Source organism: Pseudomonas sp. Z1-12, from assembly GCF_051132015.1.
Taxonomy (GTDB): Bacteria; Pseudomonadota; Gammaproteobacteria; order Pseudomonadales; family Pseudomonadaceae; genus Aquipseudomonas; species Aquipseudomonas zanjanensis.
Genome location: NZ_CP071647.1, coordinates 5,075,175 through 5,090,124 on the forward strand (window position 1 = coordinate 5,075,175; position 14,950 = coordinate 5,090,124).

The 14,950-nt window shown below is 61.7% G+C and carries 15 protein-coding genes; 1 reads left to right on the plus strand and 14 read right to left on the minus strand.

What is annotated here, in order from left to right; translation table 11 throughout:
• Positions 1-114: 114 nt before the first annotated feature.
• Both J3P85_RS21975 and J3P85_RS21980 read right to left on the minus strand, forming a co-directional pair.
• Positions 115-1,323, minus strand: a complete 1,209-nt coding sequence (locus J3P85_RS21975) for an MFS transporter (protein WP_434703487.1) — start codon at positions 1,321-1,323, stop codon at positions 115-117.
• Between the two features lie 52 nt (positions 1,324-1,375).
• The gene (locus J3P85_RS21980) at positions 1,376-1,780 is read right to left on the minus strand and encodes a MarR family winged helix-turn-helix transcriptional regulator (RefSeq protein ID WP_186709897.1); all 405 of its coding nucleotides are present in this window, start codon (positions 1,778-1,780) and stop codon (positions 1,376-1,378) included.
• Positions 1,781-2,274: 494 nt separating this feature from the next.
• Between J3P85_RS21980 and J3P85_RS21985 the strand changes: the two genes are divergently transcribed.
• Positions 2,275-2,550, plus strand: a complete 276-nt coding sequence (locus J3P85_RS21985; RefSeq protein WP_434703489.1) for a helix-turn-helix transcriptional regulator — start codon at positions 2,275-2,277, stop codon at positions 2,548-2,550.
• Positions 2,551-2,797: 247 nt separating this feature from the next.
• On the opposite strand, the gene J3P85_RS21990 is transcribed toward J3P85_RS21985, so the two are convergent.
• The 12 genes from J3P85_RS21990 to J3P85_RS22045 all read right to left on the minus strand — a co-directional run bounded on the left by J3P85_RS21990 (position 2,798) and on the right by J3P85_RS22045 (position 14,942).
• Positions 2,798-3,193, minus strand: a complete 396-nt coding sequence (locus J3P85_RS21990; protein WP_434703491.1) for a hypothetical protein — start codon at positions 3,191-3,193, stop codon at positions 2,798-2,800.
• Positions 3,194-3,308: 115 nt separating this feature from the next.
• Positions 3,309-3,731 (minus strand): hypothetical protein, encoded by a 423-nt coding sequence (locus J3P85_RS21995; protein WP_434703492.1) that lies wholly within the window; start codon positions 3,729-3,731, stop codon positions 3,309-3,311.
• A gap of 232 nt (positions 3,732-3,963) precedes the next feature.
• Positions 3,964-6,069 carry a hypothetical protein gene (locus J3P85_RS22000; RefSeq protein ID WP_434703493.1) on the minus strand — a complete coding sequence of 702 codons (2,106 nt, stop codon included), beginning with the start codon at positions 6,067-6,069 and terminating at the stop codon, positions 3,964-3,966.
• 93 nt (positions 6,070-6,162) lie between these two features.
• On the minus strand, positions 6,163-6,894 hold the full coding sequence (locus J3P85_RS22005; RefSeq protein WP_434703494.1) for an adenosylcobinamide-GDP ribazoletransferase: 732 nt from the start codon (positions 6,892-6,894) through the stop codon (positions 6,163-6,165).
• Positions 6,895-6,896: 2 nt separating this feature from the next.
• Positions 6,897-7,472 carry an alpha-ribazole phosphatase family protein gene (gene cobC / locus J3P85_RS22010; protein ID WP_434703495.1) on the minus strand — a complete coding sequence of 192 codons (576 nt, stop codon included), beginning with the start codon at positions 7,470-7,472 and terminating at the stop codon, positions 6,897-6,899.
• Complete coding sequence (cobT, locus tag J3P85_RS22015) at positions 7,469-8,524, minus strand: nicotinate-nucleotide--dimethylbenzimidazole phosphoribosyltransferase (protein WP_434703496.1); 1,056 nt, start codon at positions 8,522-8,524, stop codon at positions 7,469-7,471. The genes cobC and cobT overlap by 4 nt, the downstream gene beginning before the upstream one ends.
• Positions 8,521-9,042, minus strand: coding sequence for a bifunctional adenosylcobinamide kinase/adenosylcobinamide-phosphate guanylyltransferase (gene cobU, locus J3P85_RS22020; protein ID WP_434703497.1), 522 nt, complete (start codon positions 9,040-9,042; stop codon positions 8,521-8,523). Before cobU ends, cobT begins: the two co-directional genes overlap by 4 nt.
• Before the next feature lie 340 nt (positions 9,043-9,382).
• Positions 9,383-10,834 carry a cobyric acid synthase gene (locus J3P85_RS22025; protein ID WP_434703498.1) on the minus strand — a complete coding sequence of 484 codons (1,452 nt, stop codon included), beginning with the start codon at positions 10,832-10,834 and terminating at the stop codon, positions 9,383-9,385.
• Entirely contained in the window at positions 10,831-11,823 is a 993-nt protein-coding gene (gene cobD / locus J3P85_RS22030) for a threonine-phosphate decarboxylase CobD (RefSeq protein WP_434703500.1), read from the minus strand. Before cobD ends, J3P85_RS22025 begins: the two co-directional genes overlap by 4 nt.
• Positions 11,816-12,724: an adenosylcobinamide-phosphate synthase CbiB gene (gene cbiB, locus J3P85_RS22035; RefSeq protein ID WP_434703502.1), complete on the minus strand. Its 909-nt coding sequence runs from the start codon at positions 12,722-12,724 to the stop codon at positions 11,816-11,818. Before cbiB ends, cobD begins: the two co-directional genes overlap by 8 nt.
• Positions 12,721-13,371 (minus strand): 5,6-dimethylbenzimidazole synthase, encoded by a 651-nt coding sequence (bluB, locus tag J3P85_RS22040; RefSeq protein WP_434703504.1) that lies wholly within the window; start codon positions 13,369-13,371, stop codon positions 12,721-12,723. Before bluB ends, cbiB begins: the two co-directional genes overlap by 4 nt.
• A complete protein-coding gene (locus tag J3P85_RS22045; RefSeq protein WP_434703505.1) occupies positions 13,368-14,942 on the minus strand; it encodes a cobyrinate a,c-diamide synthase in 1,575 nt (524 codons plus the stop codon). The genes bluB and J3P85_RS22045 overlap by 4 nt, the downstream gene beginning before the upstream one ends.
• Between the last annotated feature and the right edge of the window lie 8 nt (positions 14,943-14,950).

Consider the following 14,950-nt stretch of genomic DNA (forward strand, 5'->3'; position numbering starts at 1 on the left):
AGCACGTGCCCATGCCCAGTTGCATCAACGCCAAGCCGCCCTGATGCCAACCCCACCAGGCAAATGCCAGCAGCAGGCCGGCACCGACAGCGATCAACCACGGGCCGACGCGACTCATGCCGCACCGACCTGGACTTGCAAGCGCGCCACCGGCCGCTCACGCACCGGCCAGTTCAACGCCGCCGCCAACAGGCTGAGCAGGATCGACACCTGCCAGATCAAGTCGTAGCTGCCGGTGCGGTCGTACACCACCCCGCCCAGCCAACCACCGAGGAACGAGCCCAACTGGTGGAACAGGAACACGATCCCACCCAACATCGAGAGATTTCGTACACCAAACAGGGTCGCCACCGTGCCATTGGTCAACGGCACCGTCGACAGCCACAGAAAACCCATCGCCATGCCGAACAGGTACGCCGTGGTGGTCGTCACCGGCAGCCACAGGAACAAACCAATCACCACCGCCCGCATCAGGTACAACCCGGTCAGCAGGCGTGGCTTGGACATGCGCCCACCCAGCCAGCCGGCGGTATAGGTGCCGAAAATATTGAACAAACCGACCAGGGCCAACACGGTGGTGCCGACGCTGGCCGCCAGGTGTTGGTCCACCAGGTATGCCGGCAAATGCACGCCGATGAACACCACCTGGAAACCGCAGACAAAAAAGCCCACCGCCAGCAGCCAGAACCCGGAATGGCTGCACGCTTCGCGCAAGGCTTCGGCCAGGGTTTGTTCATGGCCGACCACCGGCAACGGCGCGTCCTTGAGCATGCTCACCAGCGGCACGATCAACGTCACCAGCAACCCCAGCGCCAGCAGGGCCGCCGACCAACCGAGCCAACCAATCAGCCCCAACGTACCCGGCAGCATGGCGAACTGGCCGAAGGAACCGGCAGCACTGGCGATGCCCATGCCCATGCTGCGTTTTTCCGGCGGCACGGCCCGTCCGACCACGCCCAGGATCACCGAGAAAGACGTGCCCGACAGGCCGATGCCAATCAACAGCCCCGCACTCAACGACAAGGACCATGGCGAGTCGGCCATGCCCATGAATACCAAGCCGACGGCATAAAGAACCCCGCCGATGAGCACCACTTTCGCCGCACCGAAGCGGTCGGCCAAGGCGCCGGTGAAAGGCTGCGCCAGGCCCCAGATCAGGTTCTGCAAGGCAATGGCGAAGGCGAACACCTCACGGCCCCAGCCGAACTCGGCACTCATGGGCGCCAGGAACAGCCCGAAGCCATGCCGCACACCCAGCGATAACGCCAGGATCAGCGCGCTGCCTACCAGGACCCAACCACAGGTACGCCACATCGATGTCATTCTTGTTCTCCAGTCGCGGGTATATACCCACTTATCATCGGACGAACCGGCGTCACGCCAGTTCATCCAGCAAGGCCAGCAAGGTCGCACGTTTTTCGGCACCGAGCTTATCGATCAGTTTCTGTTGCGCCGCTTCCCAGGCCGGCAATGCCGCCGCCAACCTGGCATGCCCCGCCTCAGTGAGCACGACGATGCGATTACGCAAATCGTCGCCCTCAGCCAGCTTAACCAGCCCCTCGCCTTCCAGCACCCGCAGGTTGCGCCCGAGGGTGCTGCGGTCCAACCCCATGGCCTCGGCCAGGGATGAGATGCTCGGCTGGTCCAGGCGCGCCAGGTTATTGAGCAAGGAATACTGGGCGACGTTGATCCCGAAGCCATCGAGAGCGCCGTCGTAGTACCTGCTGACGCCACGGGCGGCGCGACGCAGGTTGATGCACAGACATTGGGAAGGAAGCATGGTGCGTGTATATACCCGGGGTTGGCGGAATGCAAATTCTATATGAAAAATTCGCGCGCCTATGCACTTAATAATTGACTGAATTCGTGGCGAGGGAGCTTGCTCCCGCTGGGTTGCGCAGCAGCCCTTTTTTATCAGCGCTGCGCACTCAAGCGGGAGCAAGCTCCCTCGCCACGGATTCAATCTGACCATGCGAGCCGTGTCGCGCCCTTCCCTTCGTCTGTTCTTAGGCTTTTGATCGCCGTCTCGCATGCATAGAAAAAGCCATGGAGATCAAAGGTTTTTCCCTTAAAGGCTTGCCGATAACACCTAGCGGAGATTCAGGACCTGTCATGTCTGACAGGTTTCAGCTGGTTTGAATCGAGCTATAAACGAAACCGTGCCTCCAGCCCTGCCTCAGGGCCTGAAGACGGGTCGTGTGAACCATGCCATCAAGAAGTAGGAAGATTCCGCCGCCCCCACGCCATCACTGATGATGAATGGGAGTTTCGCTCATGTACCACAGCACCGCGATTTCTGGACACTCGTCGCCCTATCAAGGCCATTACCCCTCCACGGAGAGCAACCAACCCGAAGCGATTCGACTCACCAAACGTGAAAAGGAATTCCTGCAATGGAGCGAAGCCGGCAAATCTTCCTGGGAGATTTCCATGATCGTCGATTGCAGCGAAGCCAACGTCAATTATCACTTCAATAACATCCGCCGAAAATTCGGCGTCAGTTCGCGGCATCTCGCGGGCAAGATTGCGCGTGAACAGGGGTTGATCTGAGCGCTCAGATGGCAATTCTGCAGCAATCGGGATGTGTCGTGGTCACCATAAGAGCGATCCCCTGACGGAACTGAATCGGGCCATCCTCGATCTCATCCAAGGGCAGGCAGATTGCCACCCAACTCAATTGTAGTGAAAAACCATCAGCCTAAAAGGAACCGCCATGGTCAAGTTGGGAGCTTGATCATGATGGTGGGCTGATGGGGTTTGCTCGGCAGAGTGGGCAAAAAACTTGATTCTATATTCGTTACCAACCACTCTTGTATTGATGCCTCTCTCGGTCCGGTATCCTTCCGCTTTTAAACGCCTCCAGCCTTCGCTGCTCCTTATCCTCAAACTCCTGCTTACGATTCTGCTCCTTTCGAAGTTCTTTAATTTTCCTACTTAATTTTACTTGTTCTTTTGCTAGCGACTTGATATTTGCTGCGGCGTCTTTGGTAATTCCCAATTTACCCACGTTTTTCTGGGCGAATTCATGTGCAGTTTTGGCATCGTCCGAGCGCTTCCATTGCCTGACTGTATTTCCCTCGGCATGCTGAGCGCGATACTCAAGCAAACTAGCTGTTTTCTCCAAACGCACAACATGTTTTTTCTCAATAGGATATAAAGTTGCTGAACGGGATTTGCTATTAGAAACAAGCATCTTGGGAAGGTTTTCAACATAGGCGGATTTAGTGGTAACTCTGCCAGCCGGCGAAACCCCTCTAAACCGCCGCAAGAGCGCCCCCCAAGGACTATGCCCCGTCGGATCCACATAATTAATCGGATCCGGTAATCGAACTGTCAGCGACTATGGCTTGGGCACCCATGCCCGAACCAATGTTATGCCCTAGGGAAAGGCCGGAGCGGCTGCTGACGAGGGTGCTGCCGTTAATGGTTGCACCGCTTTCAAACAGCCTGACACCATCGCTGATCCCCGTCGCATTCACAGCAGAACCGCTCAGGTTGAGCTGGGAACCGGATTGCACAAGGATGTCCCTGGTATTCGCACCATTGGCGGTGAGCTGGGCATTGTTACGCAGCGTATAGCGGTCTAGCGGCGCGCTGCCATCTATAACCAGGCTGCCACCGTCGATGATCAATGCAAACGTGTGTTGACTGAACATCAGAAAGGGTGTGATGGAGAGCAGCTTCAAGGCCTGTGACAGCGGTCGCAACGCAAAGGGTTTTACAAAAGTCATGGCAAGTACCGTCGAGAAATTCCGGTTTAACACCAGCGTCGTAGGCAACTTCCAATAACTGCGTACGACACCACTGAAGACGCGCCGCAGACTACAGATTGAACCCGACAATCTATGTAGGAATAATCCTACTCTCAGTAGGATTATTCCTTAAACCTCCTTTCGATCACTTGGTCAGCGCCCTTCCATTGCCCCGGAGCTATTATTTTATGCCCCGGGGCGATGGCTCCCCTCAAGGTGCTATGACTTCATCCAAGCGGCAAGTCACGCCATCGGAGCCCAAGGCAATAACCATTCTTTTTTCAGTTTTCTCCGAAGGCCTGTCCACACCATCGACCGACGTGGTGTAGTCGATTTGGGCCATGGATATACGGCTGGGCGATAGCGCATCAGCGGGAAGAACATGATCGTCGTATTCAATGAACCACGGGATGCCAACTATGTGTGCATTAGGCGGAATGGTTAGAGTTTCGGTCTTGTCCACCTCGGGAATCGGGGTCCCGCCATCAGCCGCCGTTCGATAAACTCTCCAGCGCAACTCAATCTCTTCACGTGGCTCAAGATAGGTCGACGGCTGAACAGTCACCCGATAACCAATCTCTCCATTGACGAGGCGCAAATGGTTGCAATTAAGCGTGTTCCCCGTTCCGATATCAGTAAAGACCGGTGCATCGGGAATAACCCGAATAGCGTCGACCTTGACATGGGTGACGTCGGACTCCGGGTCATTATTCGGAAAGTCTGCATGACTCATCACATAGTAAACAGGCAGCTGTGAATGGGCGCCGCCTGCAAGAATTTCGTCCCAGGTGATATTGATGCTGATTTCATCGTCCGGTTGGTCCGTGCCATCGGACACATAGGTATCGGCCACTGCGACCCCTCGCCAGTACAGGGTAAAGGTATCGCCATCGACAATCGGATCCGGCGCCTTGAACTTGGCCACTGCTGGCTTGCCGAAGTCTGCCTCGGGCAATTCGTTTTCAGAGCCTGAGTCGCTGTAGACTGTCACCAGATCCAGGAGAGGATTGACTGGATTGGGATCAGGATCGCCAGGATCGATCGGGCCGGTCCTGGAGAAATCGACATTGATCTCGATCGTCGCAGGATTTGGCCGATACTCTACCTGCGGTGCACGTTCAACCCGATACCCGACCTCAACGATCTGCACGCCTCCAGCATCGAAGTCATACTCGGCTTTTAAACGTGCCCAGTTTATCCGGATCGAAATGACCGGATCCGGATCCTCTCCCACTGGATAAGGCGGTAGCAGCGTATCGCCCCACTCGACAAAGATCAGGTCTTCTGGCGCATGATTGTCATAGAGAGGAATATCTACCGTTACTCCGGCAGCGGCATCGGCGCGATTGATGAGTGAATCATCGTGCAAAGGCACGCTATGTGGCCGCAGGTTGGTTGGCAGGTCACCCAAGGCAACAGATACACTCTCTACTCGCGCTAACTTGCTGATATTGCCTGCGGGATCCATCAAGACGTAGGTCACATAATGCGTGCCGGATCCCAAAGGTTCGATTTTATCCCGGGGAACAGTCATTTTTCGACTGGGCAATAACGGCCCGGAGATGGCGGGGATAATAATTTCATCCGGGTCTGGAGGCGCATCGCCCCAACCTATTGCAACGATGATCCGTGATTTATCAGGATCATCGAAATCTGGAATCTCACATTCCGCTCCGCTTTGCGCAGTCAAGGTAGCGGTTGTGATGGGCCTCGAAGTAAGCTCTATCTTCAAAGGGATATCATTGGGGGTGGGCAAATGGCCGTAAGGTGCTGTTCTATCCAGGCGAATGGGTGCTTCCCTTGACCAGTCAGTGTTTCCGCTCCACAACGCATCAATATATACACGAAGAAAGAATTGACCCTCATACCCCTCAAATCTGTCCACGGCAATCTCAAGCGGCAGGGGAAACGTGATATCGACATTCTGGAACTCTTGAAGCTCGCTGGCGTCATGAAACTCCGTCTCGTTGTAACGGCGCCACTGTAGCTTTAGCACAGTGGTATCGTCTGGATCTATTGGAAGCCCCTCGCCGCCCAGTGCAAATGGTTGAACTTGCACTCGTATCGGGGCGTAGAGCGCAGCCTTCGGAAGCAGCCCATCTGGATCATTGGGTAGCGCATCGGGAATACCGGGTGGGGGGAGATCACCTGGATTTTTTCGCTCTGCCAATGACCGCTTGTAAGCGCGCCGAGCGTCTTCACCTTGACGTGTTCTGTATGCTTTGGTCATCACTTTCTCACTCTTGACTCGAATCAGGTTCAGCCATGGGCGAACCATGGTCGGGAATAGATTCAGCCACTTGATCGAGACAACCATCCGCAGACACTTCGATAGCCGGGCCTTGAGCGAATTAAGCGCCAGATTTCAACGAGGCGATACTGTCAGAGTTGACAGGTAGCCAAGGCAAACTCAGCCCAACACCACCGCCACCAACACCGCCACCTCAAGCAACTCCAACAACGCCCCAGCCGTATCCCCGGTGCAGCCTCCGAGCCTGCGCAGCATCATCCACCGCAAGCCGACGAATACCGCGAAGGCAACCGCCAATGCACTAGCGGCCGCCCAGCCCGCCACCAGCACACAGCCCAACGCACAAGCCAACAACACCCACACACCCGCGCGCCGAGGCAAATGATCGGCCAGCGCCTGACCCAGCCCACCGGCCCGCACGTAAGGTGTGGTGAGAAACAGACCCAGCAACGCCGCACGCCCCAGCATCGGCACGATGATCAAGGCCAACGTTTGCCCCTGTTCGATCAACGCCAGCAGCGCGGCAAACTTGAGCAGCAGCACCAACACCAGGGTGACCACCGCGATGGGCCCGCTGCGGGGATCTTTCATGATCAACAGCGTGCGCTCGCGATCACCGAAACCGCCGAGCCAGGCGTCGGCGCTGTCGGCTAGGCCGTCGAGGTGCAGGCCGCTGCTGAGCAGCACCCAGGCCGTCAGCAACAGTGCGGCATGGAGCAGCGACGGCGTACCCAGCAGCAGCGCATCGAGTAGCCACAGCAGGCCACCGAACAACAGCCCCACCACGGGATAGAACAGCAGCGAACGACCCAGTTGTTCGGGCTCGGGCATGCCCGGCAGGCGCACCGGCAGGCTGCTGAGAAATTGCAGGGCGATCCAGAACGGCAACATGTTCAAACCACCTCTTCGAGCACTGAACCTGCCGCCACGGTCAGGGAAAACAGCGCGCCATGGGCCACTTCGACGTTGAGCAACTGCTCGCGAGGCAAACCGCGGGCCTGGGCCAGCAGCAGGCGCATCACGCCGCCGTGGCTGACCAGCAAGACCCGTTGGCCGGCGTAGGCCACGTGCAGGCGTTCGATCGCCGCCAGGACGCGGCTGGAAAATGCCAGCACCGGCTCGCCTTCCGGCGGCGTGAAGGCATAGGGATCGGCCCAGAACCGGCCCAGCGCCTCGGCATCGGTGTCCATCAACGCCGCCGCGCTACGCCCTTCCCAGGCGCCGAAATGCAGCTCCTGCAGGTCTTTGTCCACGTGCACCGGCACGTTGAGCCGGGCGCCGAGTTGTTCGGCGAAACGGGCGCAGCGCTGCAAGGGCGAACTCACCAGGCGATCCCAGGGCCCGCCTAGCTCGACCGCCGCGTGCATCTGTTCCCAGCCCCTGGCCGTCAAGGCGTCGTCGAGGCTGCCACGCAAGCCGCCGCCCAATTCGGTTTCGCCGTGACGCAGCAGGTCCAGGCGCAAGGTCATGCCGGGCGATCCGCCACGGCCGCTTCGGCAAACGTCGCCATCTGCCCGTGGAGGTCACAGGCCAGGCGCAACAGCGGCACCGCCAACGCCGCACCACTGCCCTCGCCCAGGCGCAGGCCCAAGTCGAGCAGCGGTTCGGCGCCGAGGGTTTCCAGCACGTGGCGATGGCCCGGTTCGGCGCCGCGATGGGCGAACAGCAACCATGGCCGGCACGCCGAATTGAGGCGCACCGCCACCAGGGCCGCGACGCTGCAGATGAAGCCGTCCACCAGCACGGCCACCCCTTGCTGGGCGCAGGTTAGGTACGCGCCAACCAACGCGGCGATTTCAAAGCCGCCGAGGTTGAACAGGGTCTGCAACGGGTCGCTGCCTTGGGCAGCGTGCAACGCCAGGGCCCGTTCGATCACCTGGGCCTTGCGGCTGACACCTGCGGCGTCCAAGCCCGTGCCTGGCCCCACCAAGTGCGCCACCGGGCAGTCGAGCAAGGCGCAGGCCAGGGCGCTGGCGGCAGTGGTGTTGCCGATGCCCATCTCGCCGCCGATGAACAATTGCGCCCCGGTCGCGACGGCACGCAGCACACTGTCGCGCCCGGCGTGCAAGGCTTGCTCGCCCTGGCTCACCGTCATGGCCGGGCCCTGGGCAAAATTCGCCGTGCCCGGCCCGAGGTTCAGGTGCCGCACGCCGGGCAAGTCCAGCGCAGGCGTGACAGTGCCCAGATCCACCACTTCCAGGGACGCGCCCAGTTGTCGCGCCAGGACGCTGATGGCCGCGCCGCCACTGACGAAGTTGAGCAGCATCTGCCCGGTGACTTCCTGGGGATAGGCCGATACGCCCTCGGTTACCACGCCGTGGTCGCCGGCGAAAATCGCGATCCACAGATGATCGAGGCTCGGCTTGACCTGCCCTTGCAGGCCCGCCAGTTGCACCGCCACCGATTCCAGTCGTCCCAGGGAGCCGGCCGGTTTGGTCAGTTGTTGCTGACGGGCCGCGGCCAGTTCCAGCGCTTGGGTATCGACGGGCTTGCACGGGTCCAGCCACCAGCGATGATTCATAACGCAGTACCTTTGAGAGTCAGGGGCAGGCCGGCGACGGTCAGCACGACGCGCTGACAACGTTCGGCCAAGGCTTGATGCAGCCAACCGGCTTCATCGACGTAACGGCGCGTCAGCTCGCCCAGCGGCACGACACCCAGGCCGGTTTCGTTGCTGACGAATATGACTTCGCCGGGGAGCGCGCTGATGCAGTCCAGCAGCGCTTCACGCTCGGCGACCAGCCGGTCGGGAGCGTCGAGCATCAGCAGGTTGGTCAGCCACAGGGTTAGGCAATCCACCAGCAAACATTGATCGCTGGTGGCGTTTTCCTGCAGTACCCGCGCCAGCGCCAACGGTTCCTCCACTAGAGCCCATTCGGCCGGACGCCGGGCGCGGTGCTGGGCGATACGCTCGTTCATCTCGCCGTCCAAGGGTTGGCTGGTGGCGATGTAGGTCACGGGCAATTGGGAGTCTGTGGCGAGTTTTTCAGCCAGGCGACTCTTGCCGGAGCGGGCGCCGCCGAGGATCAGTTGCAGCATGGGTTGTTACCTTTTATTTGGCGGTGTGGCGACTGGCGCCATCGCGAGCAAGCTCGCTCCCACAGGGGACTTATGTATACCCGCAGATCCGATGCTGGAACATTGGGTATCTTTTATTGGCGGTGTTGCGGCCGGCCTCTTCGCGAGCAGGCTCGCTCCCACAGTTGGTCCAGGGTGTACATGAATGCTGTGGTCATCAGAGATCCAATGTGGGAGCGAGCCTGCTCGCGAAGGGGCCGGCCCGGCACACCTTGGTTCCACAGAACCCACAAGAAATCTCCTGAGTACACAAATCCCCTGTGGGAGCGAGCTTGCTCGCGATGAGGCCAGTACAACCACCCTAGATCCCACAGAGTTCACGCAACATCCCGGTATCCAGATGCCGCTCCACCAGATCCGCCAGCCGCTCGATGTCTCGCTCGCGCAACCCGTGGTAATCCACCGCCTGCACATCCTGCAACCCCGCCCAACGCAGCAACGCACTGCTGGCCGCCGGCGACTCGAACACCCCATGCAGGTAGGTGCCGAACACCTGTCCGTCGAGGCTCTGGGCGCCGTCACAACGGCCGTCCTCCAGATGCACCGCCGGATTTTCCAAGGCCGGGCCGCTGGTCACGCCCGCGTGGATTTCGTAGCCGCTGACCTCAGCCGCTTCCAACGCCAGCCGCCCGCGCACATTGCGCAACTGCTTCTCGTGCTCCAGGGTCGTTTCAAAATCCAACAGGCCCAACCCGGCACTGGACCCGGCCGCGCCTTCCAGCCCCAGCGGGTCGTGGACCTGCTGGCCGAGCATCTGCAAACCACCGCAGATGCCCAGCAACTTGCCGCCGTAGCGCAGATGACGATGGATCGCCGTCGCCCAACCGTTGGTACGCAGGTAGGCCAGGTCGCTGCGCACGCTTTTCGAACCGGGCAGGATGATCAGGTCAGCCGGCGGGATGGGCTGGCCGGGGCCGATGAATTGCAAGTCGACCTGCGGGTGCAGGCGCAGCGGATCGAAATCGGTGTGGTTGCTGATGCGCGGCAAGACCGGCACCACCACTTTCAGCACCTGATCGGCCTTGTCGATCTGGCGCCGGTCGAGGCCGTCCTCGGCTTCCAGGTGCAGATCCATCACGTAGGGCAACACGCCGATCACCGGTTTTCCGGTGCGCGCTTCCAACCAGTCCAGGCCCGGTTGCAGCAAGGCGATGTCGCCGCGAAAACGGTTGATGATGAAACCCTTGACCCGTGCCTGCTCGCTGGGGGAAAGCAACTCCAGCGTACCCACCAGATGAGCGAACACCCCGCCACGATTGATATCGGCGATCAGCAGCACCGGGCAATCCACCGCCTCGGCAAAGCCCATGTTGGCAATGTCGCCGGCACGCAGGTTGATTTCCGCCGGCGAGCCGGCGCCTTCCACCATCACCACCGGATAGGCCGTGCTCAAGCGCGCATGAGAGGCCAGCACCGCTTGCATCGCGATGGCTTTGTAGTCGTGATAAGCCACGGCGTTCATGGTGGTGACGGCGCGGCCATGAATGATGACCTGGGCGCCAGTGTCGCTGTTGGGCTTGAGCAGCACCGGGTTCATGTCGGTATGCGGTTCGAGACCGGCGGCTTGGGCCTGCACCGCCTGGGCCCGGCCGATTTCGCCGCCGTCGGCGGTCACGGCGCTGTTGAGGGCCATGTTCTGCGGCTTGAACGGCACCACACCGACACCCTGGCGCCTGACCCAGCGGCACAAAGCCGTGACCAAGGTACTTTTGCCGGCATCGGACGTGGTGCCCTGCACCATCACTGTGGTCATCGGTTGTCCTTGGCGTAGGCGTCGAAAGCCTGTTCGAGGCGCAGGAATTCGCTGTCATCGGCCGGCAGCCCAAAGCGCAGGCTGCTGGTATTCACGAACAGACGCAGGAGAATGCCGCGCTGGGCCATGAAATCGTGGAGCCCTTGGGCCTGTTCGGTGACCAGCCATTGGAACAATCCGCAACCGCCCTGAGGCTTGTAGCCTTGACGTTCGAGCAACAGCGCCAGGCGTTGGCTGGTGGCTTCGCAGCGTTGGCGCTGGCGCGCATGGGCGTTGGTGTCCAGCAAGCACGCCTGGCCCAGCACCCGGGTCGGCCCGCTGACCACCCACGGCCCGACCTGTTCGGCGAGCAACTTGAGCAAGCGCCGTTCGGCCAAGACAAACCCCAGGCGCACCCCGGCCAGGCCAAAGAACTTGCCGAACGAACGCAGCACGATCAACCCGACCAGCTGGGTGTGCGCCGCCAGGCTCAGCGCCGGGGTGACGTCCATGAACGCTTCATCCACTACCAGCCAGCCACCGCGCTGGGCCAGGCGGGCATGCCAGTCCAGCAAGCGCTCCGGGGCCAGGCTCAGGCCCGTGGGGTTGTTCGGATTGACCACCACCAGCACGTCAAGGCTGTCGAGGAAGAAATCCACTTCCGCCTCCAACACTTCGCGCACGATGTAGCCGCTGCGGCGCCAGGCTTCGGCGTGCTCGGCGTAACAGGGCGACAAGACGCCGACCTTGCCGCTGCGACGCAGGCGCGGCAACAGCTGGATGGCCATCTGCGAACCGGCCACCGGCAGCACATCCAACGCACCGTAGTAATCGCAGGCGGCCTGCTCCAAGCCGTCATCGGTTTCCGGCAGGCGCGCCCAGGCCCGCAAGGGAATCGCCGGGACATCGAACGGCCAAGGCGCGAGGCCACTGGACAAGTCGAGCCAATCGGCCTCGGCAATGCCGTATTGCCGGGCTGCGTTGCGCAAGCGCCCGCCGTGCTCAAGCATAGAACTCAGCTCCCAGGCAGAGAATCAGCAACCATAACCATACCCCGCGCTGGACCAATTGCCAGCCGCGGTCAATGGAATCGGCACTCGCCGGCACGCCTTCACCCAAGGGCGGACGTTGGTGCAGTTCGCCGTGGTAAACCGCCACCCCGCCCAGCTCGACCCCCAGCGCTCCGGCCCCGGCGGCCATCACCGGCCCGGCGTTGGGGCTGTCCCAGGTCGGGCCCTGGGTGCGCCAGCACTTGAGCGCCAGGCGGGTTTTGCCGAGCAGCGCGTAGGTCAACGCCACCAGGCGCGCCGGAATGTAGTTGAGTACATCGTCGATCTTGGCAGCCGCCCAGCCGAAGCGCTCGAAGCGTTCGTTGCGATAGCCCCACATGGCGTCGAGGGTATTGCTCAGGCGATACAGCACCACACCGGGCGCGCCGGCCACGGCGAACCAGAACAACGCAGCGAACACCGCGTCGCTGCCGTTTTCCAGCACCGACTCGGTGGCGGCGCGGGCCACGGCGGTTTCATCCAGTTCAGCCGTCTCGCGGCTGACCAAGTAGCCGACACGCCGGCGTGCCTCGTCCAGATCACCGCTGCGCAGCGCCCGTGCCACCGGCTCGACATGTTCACCGAGGCTGCGCAGGCCGAGGGCACAGTACAACGCCAGGATCTCCACCAGCCAGCCCACCATCGGCGCCCACGACAAGGCCGTGGCGAGCAGGGTCAACGGCACCACGGCGATGACCCACGCCGTCACGCCGTGGCTGCGCCAGCCGCGTCCGCCGGCGTTGAAGCGTTGTTCGATGCGATCGGCAAAACCGCCGAACGCCACCAGCGGGTGCCAGCGCCGGGGCTCGCCCAGCAGCGCATCCAGCGCCACCGCGGCGGCACTGAGCAAGGCCACACTCATGGGCTCGTTCCCCAACGGTTTTCATACAGCAGTTCATTAAGCGGACGGGGCTGCGCCCACCCTTCCAGGGCGAGCATCGGCGCCGGGTAGAAACCCTCGACCGGGCCCAGGCAAAGAATCGCCAGCGGCTTGGCCCCGGCGGGCAACCCCAGCAGGTCGGCCAGGGCCTGGGGCTCGAACAACGACACCCAGCCCATCCCCAACCCTTCGGCACGGGAGGCCAGCCACAGGTTCTGGATCGCGCAGGACAGCGAGGCCAGGTCCATTTCCGGCAAGGTCCGGCGACCGAAGATGTGCCGCTCGCGATCCTCCATCAAGGCCGCCACCAGCACTTCGGCGCAGTCGTCGATGCCTTCGACCTTGAGCTTCATGAACTCGTCGCTGCGCTCGCCGAGGGCCTCGGCGGTACGAACGCGTTCCTGCTCCACCAATTGGCGGATCTGCCCACGCAAGGCGCGATCGCTGATGCGGATGAATCGCCATGGCTGCATCAGGCCGACGCTGGGGGCCTGGTGCGCGGCTTCCAGCAGACGGCGCAGCAAGGCCGGCTCCACCGTGCCACCGCTGAAATGGCGCATGTCGCGGCGCTCGGCGATGGCGCGGTAGACGGCTTCGCGTTCGGCCTGGGTAAAGGCGTTGTCAGTCATGGCCTCTTCGCGAGCAAGCTCGCTCCCACATTGGCTAGCGTTGCACTTGAGATCACTGGATCCCCTTGGGCTAGCGTTGCACTTGAGATCACTGGGTCCCCTTGGGCTAGCGATGCACTTGAGATCACTGGATCCCCTTGGGCTAGCGATGCACTTGAGATCACTGGATCCCCTTGGGCTAGCGATGCACTTGAGATCACTGGGTCCCCTTGGGCTAGCGATGCACTTGAGCTCACTGGGTCCCGTGTGGGAGCGAGCTTGCTCGCGATAGCGGCCTCAAGGTCAGGCGCAAACAACGCCGCAATCGCCCGCGGATTGGACGGAAAATAAAAGTGCACATAGGAAGCCGTCATCCGCCCCTGTCGGAACACCGCCTCCGCCCCTCGCCCGCCATTCGGGCTATGGCCACGGGCAATCGGCTCGAGCTCGGTGCTGGTCAGGGAGTGATGGTAGGTATGCCCACGCAGGTTGCCTTCCGGCAAATCCACCGATTGCAACGCCAGGGCCGCCAAGCGCTTTTGCATCTGCGCATCGCCGGCCAGCAACCCCAGGAGTTCGGCGCGCACGCCGTCGACGTCGGTCAGTGAATCGAGCAGATACAACATGCCGCCGCATTCGGCGAGCAACGGCTTATTGGCGGCATGGTGCGCACGGATCGCGGCGAGCATCGGCGTGTTCCGGGCCAACGCAACGTGGTGCAGCTCCGGATAACCGCCGGGCAAATAAAGGCTGTCCGCCTCGGGCAGTTCGCCGTCATGGATCGGCGAAAAAAAGCGCAACTGCGCGCCCATGGCCCGCAGCAGATCCAGGCTTGCGCCATAGGTGAAGGCGAACGCTTCGTCACGGGCCACGGCGATGCGCACCCCATCGAGCCACGGCTCAACGGCGACCACCTCGGGCGCGGCGAACGCCACGGCGGGAGGCAGCGCCACTTCGCAACTGCCGGCCAGGGCCTCGGCGGCCGCGTCGAGGCGCGCGTCCAAGTCGTTCAACTCGCTGGCCTGGACCAAGCCGAGATGACGACTGGGCAATTCGATGCCGGTTTCCCGGGACAGCGCGCCGTACCAACGCAGGCCTTCGGTCAGGCTGCCTTCGAGCAATTGCGCGTGGCGCAAGGTGCCGACCCGGTTGGCCAAGACTCCGGCGAATGGCAGGTCCGGTTGATAACGGGCCAGGCCCAAGGCCAGGGCACCGAAGGTCTGGGCCATGGCCGTGCCGTCGATCACCGCCAGCACCGGCACGCCAAAATGCCGCGCCAGGTCGGCGCTGGACGGCGTGCCGTCGAACAGTCCCATCACCCCTTCGATGAGGATCAGGTCCGCTTCAGCAGCGGCTTCCCACAACAACCGGCGACTTTCCTGCTCGCCCACCATCCACATGTCCAATTGATAGACCGGCGCGCCGCTGGCCCGCTCCAGGATCATCGGGTCGAGAAAGTCCGGGCCGCATTTGAACACGCGCACCTTGCGTCCCTGGTTACGATGCAACCGGGCCAACGCTGCGGTGACGGTGGTCTTGCCTTGGCCCGAGGCTGGCGCTGCGATCAGCACCGCCGGACAGTGGCGGGTCATGGCCGCAT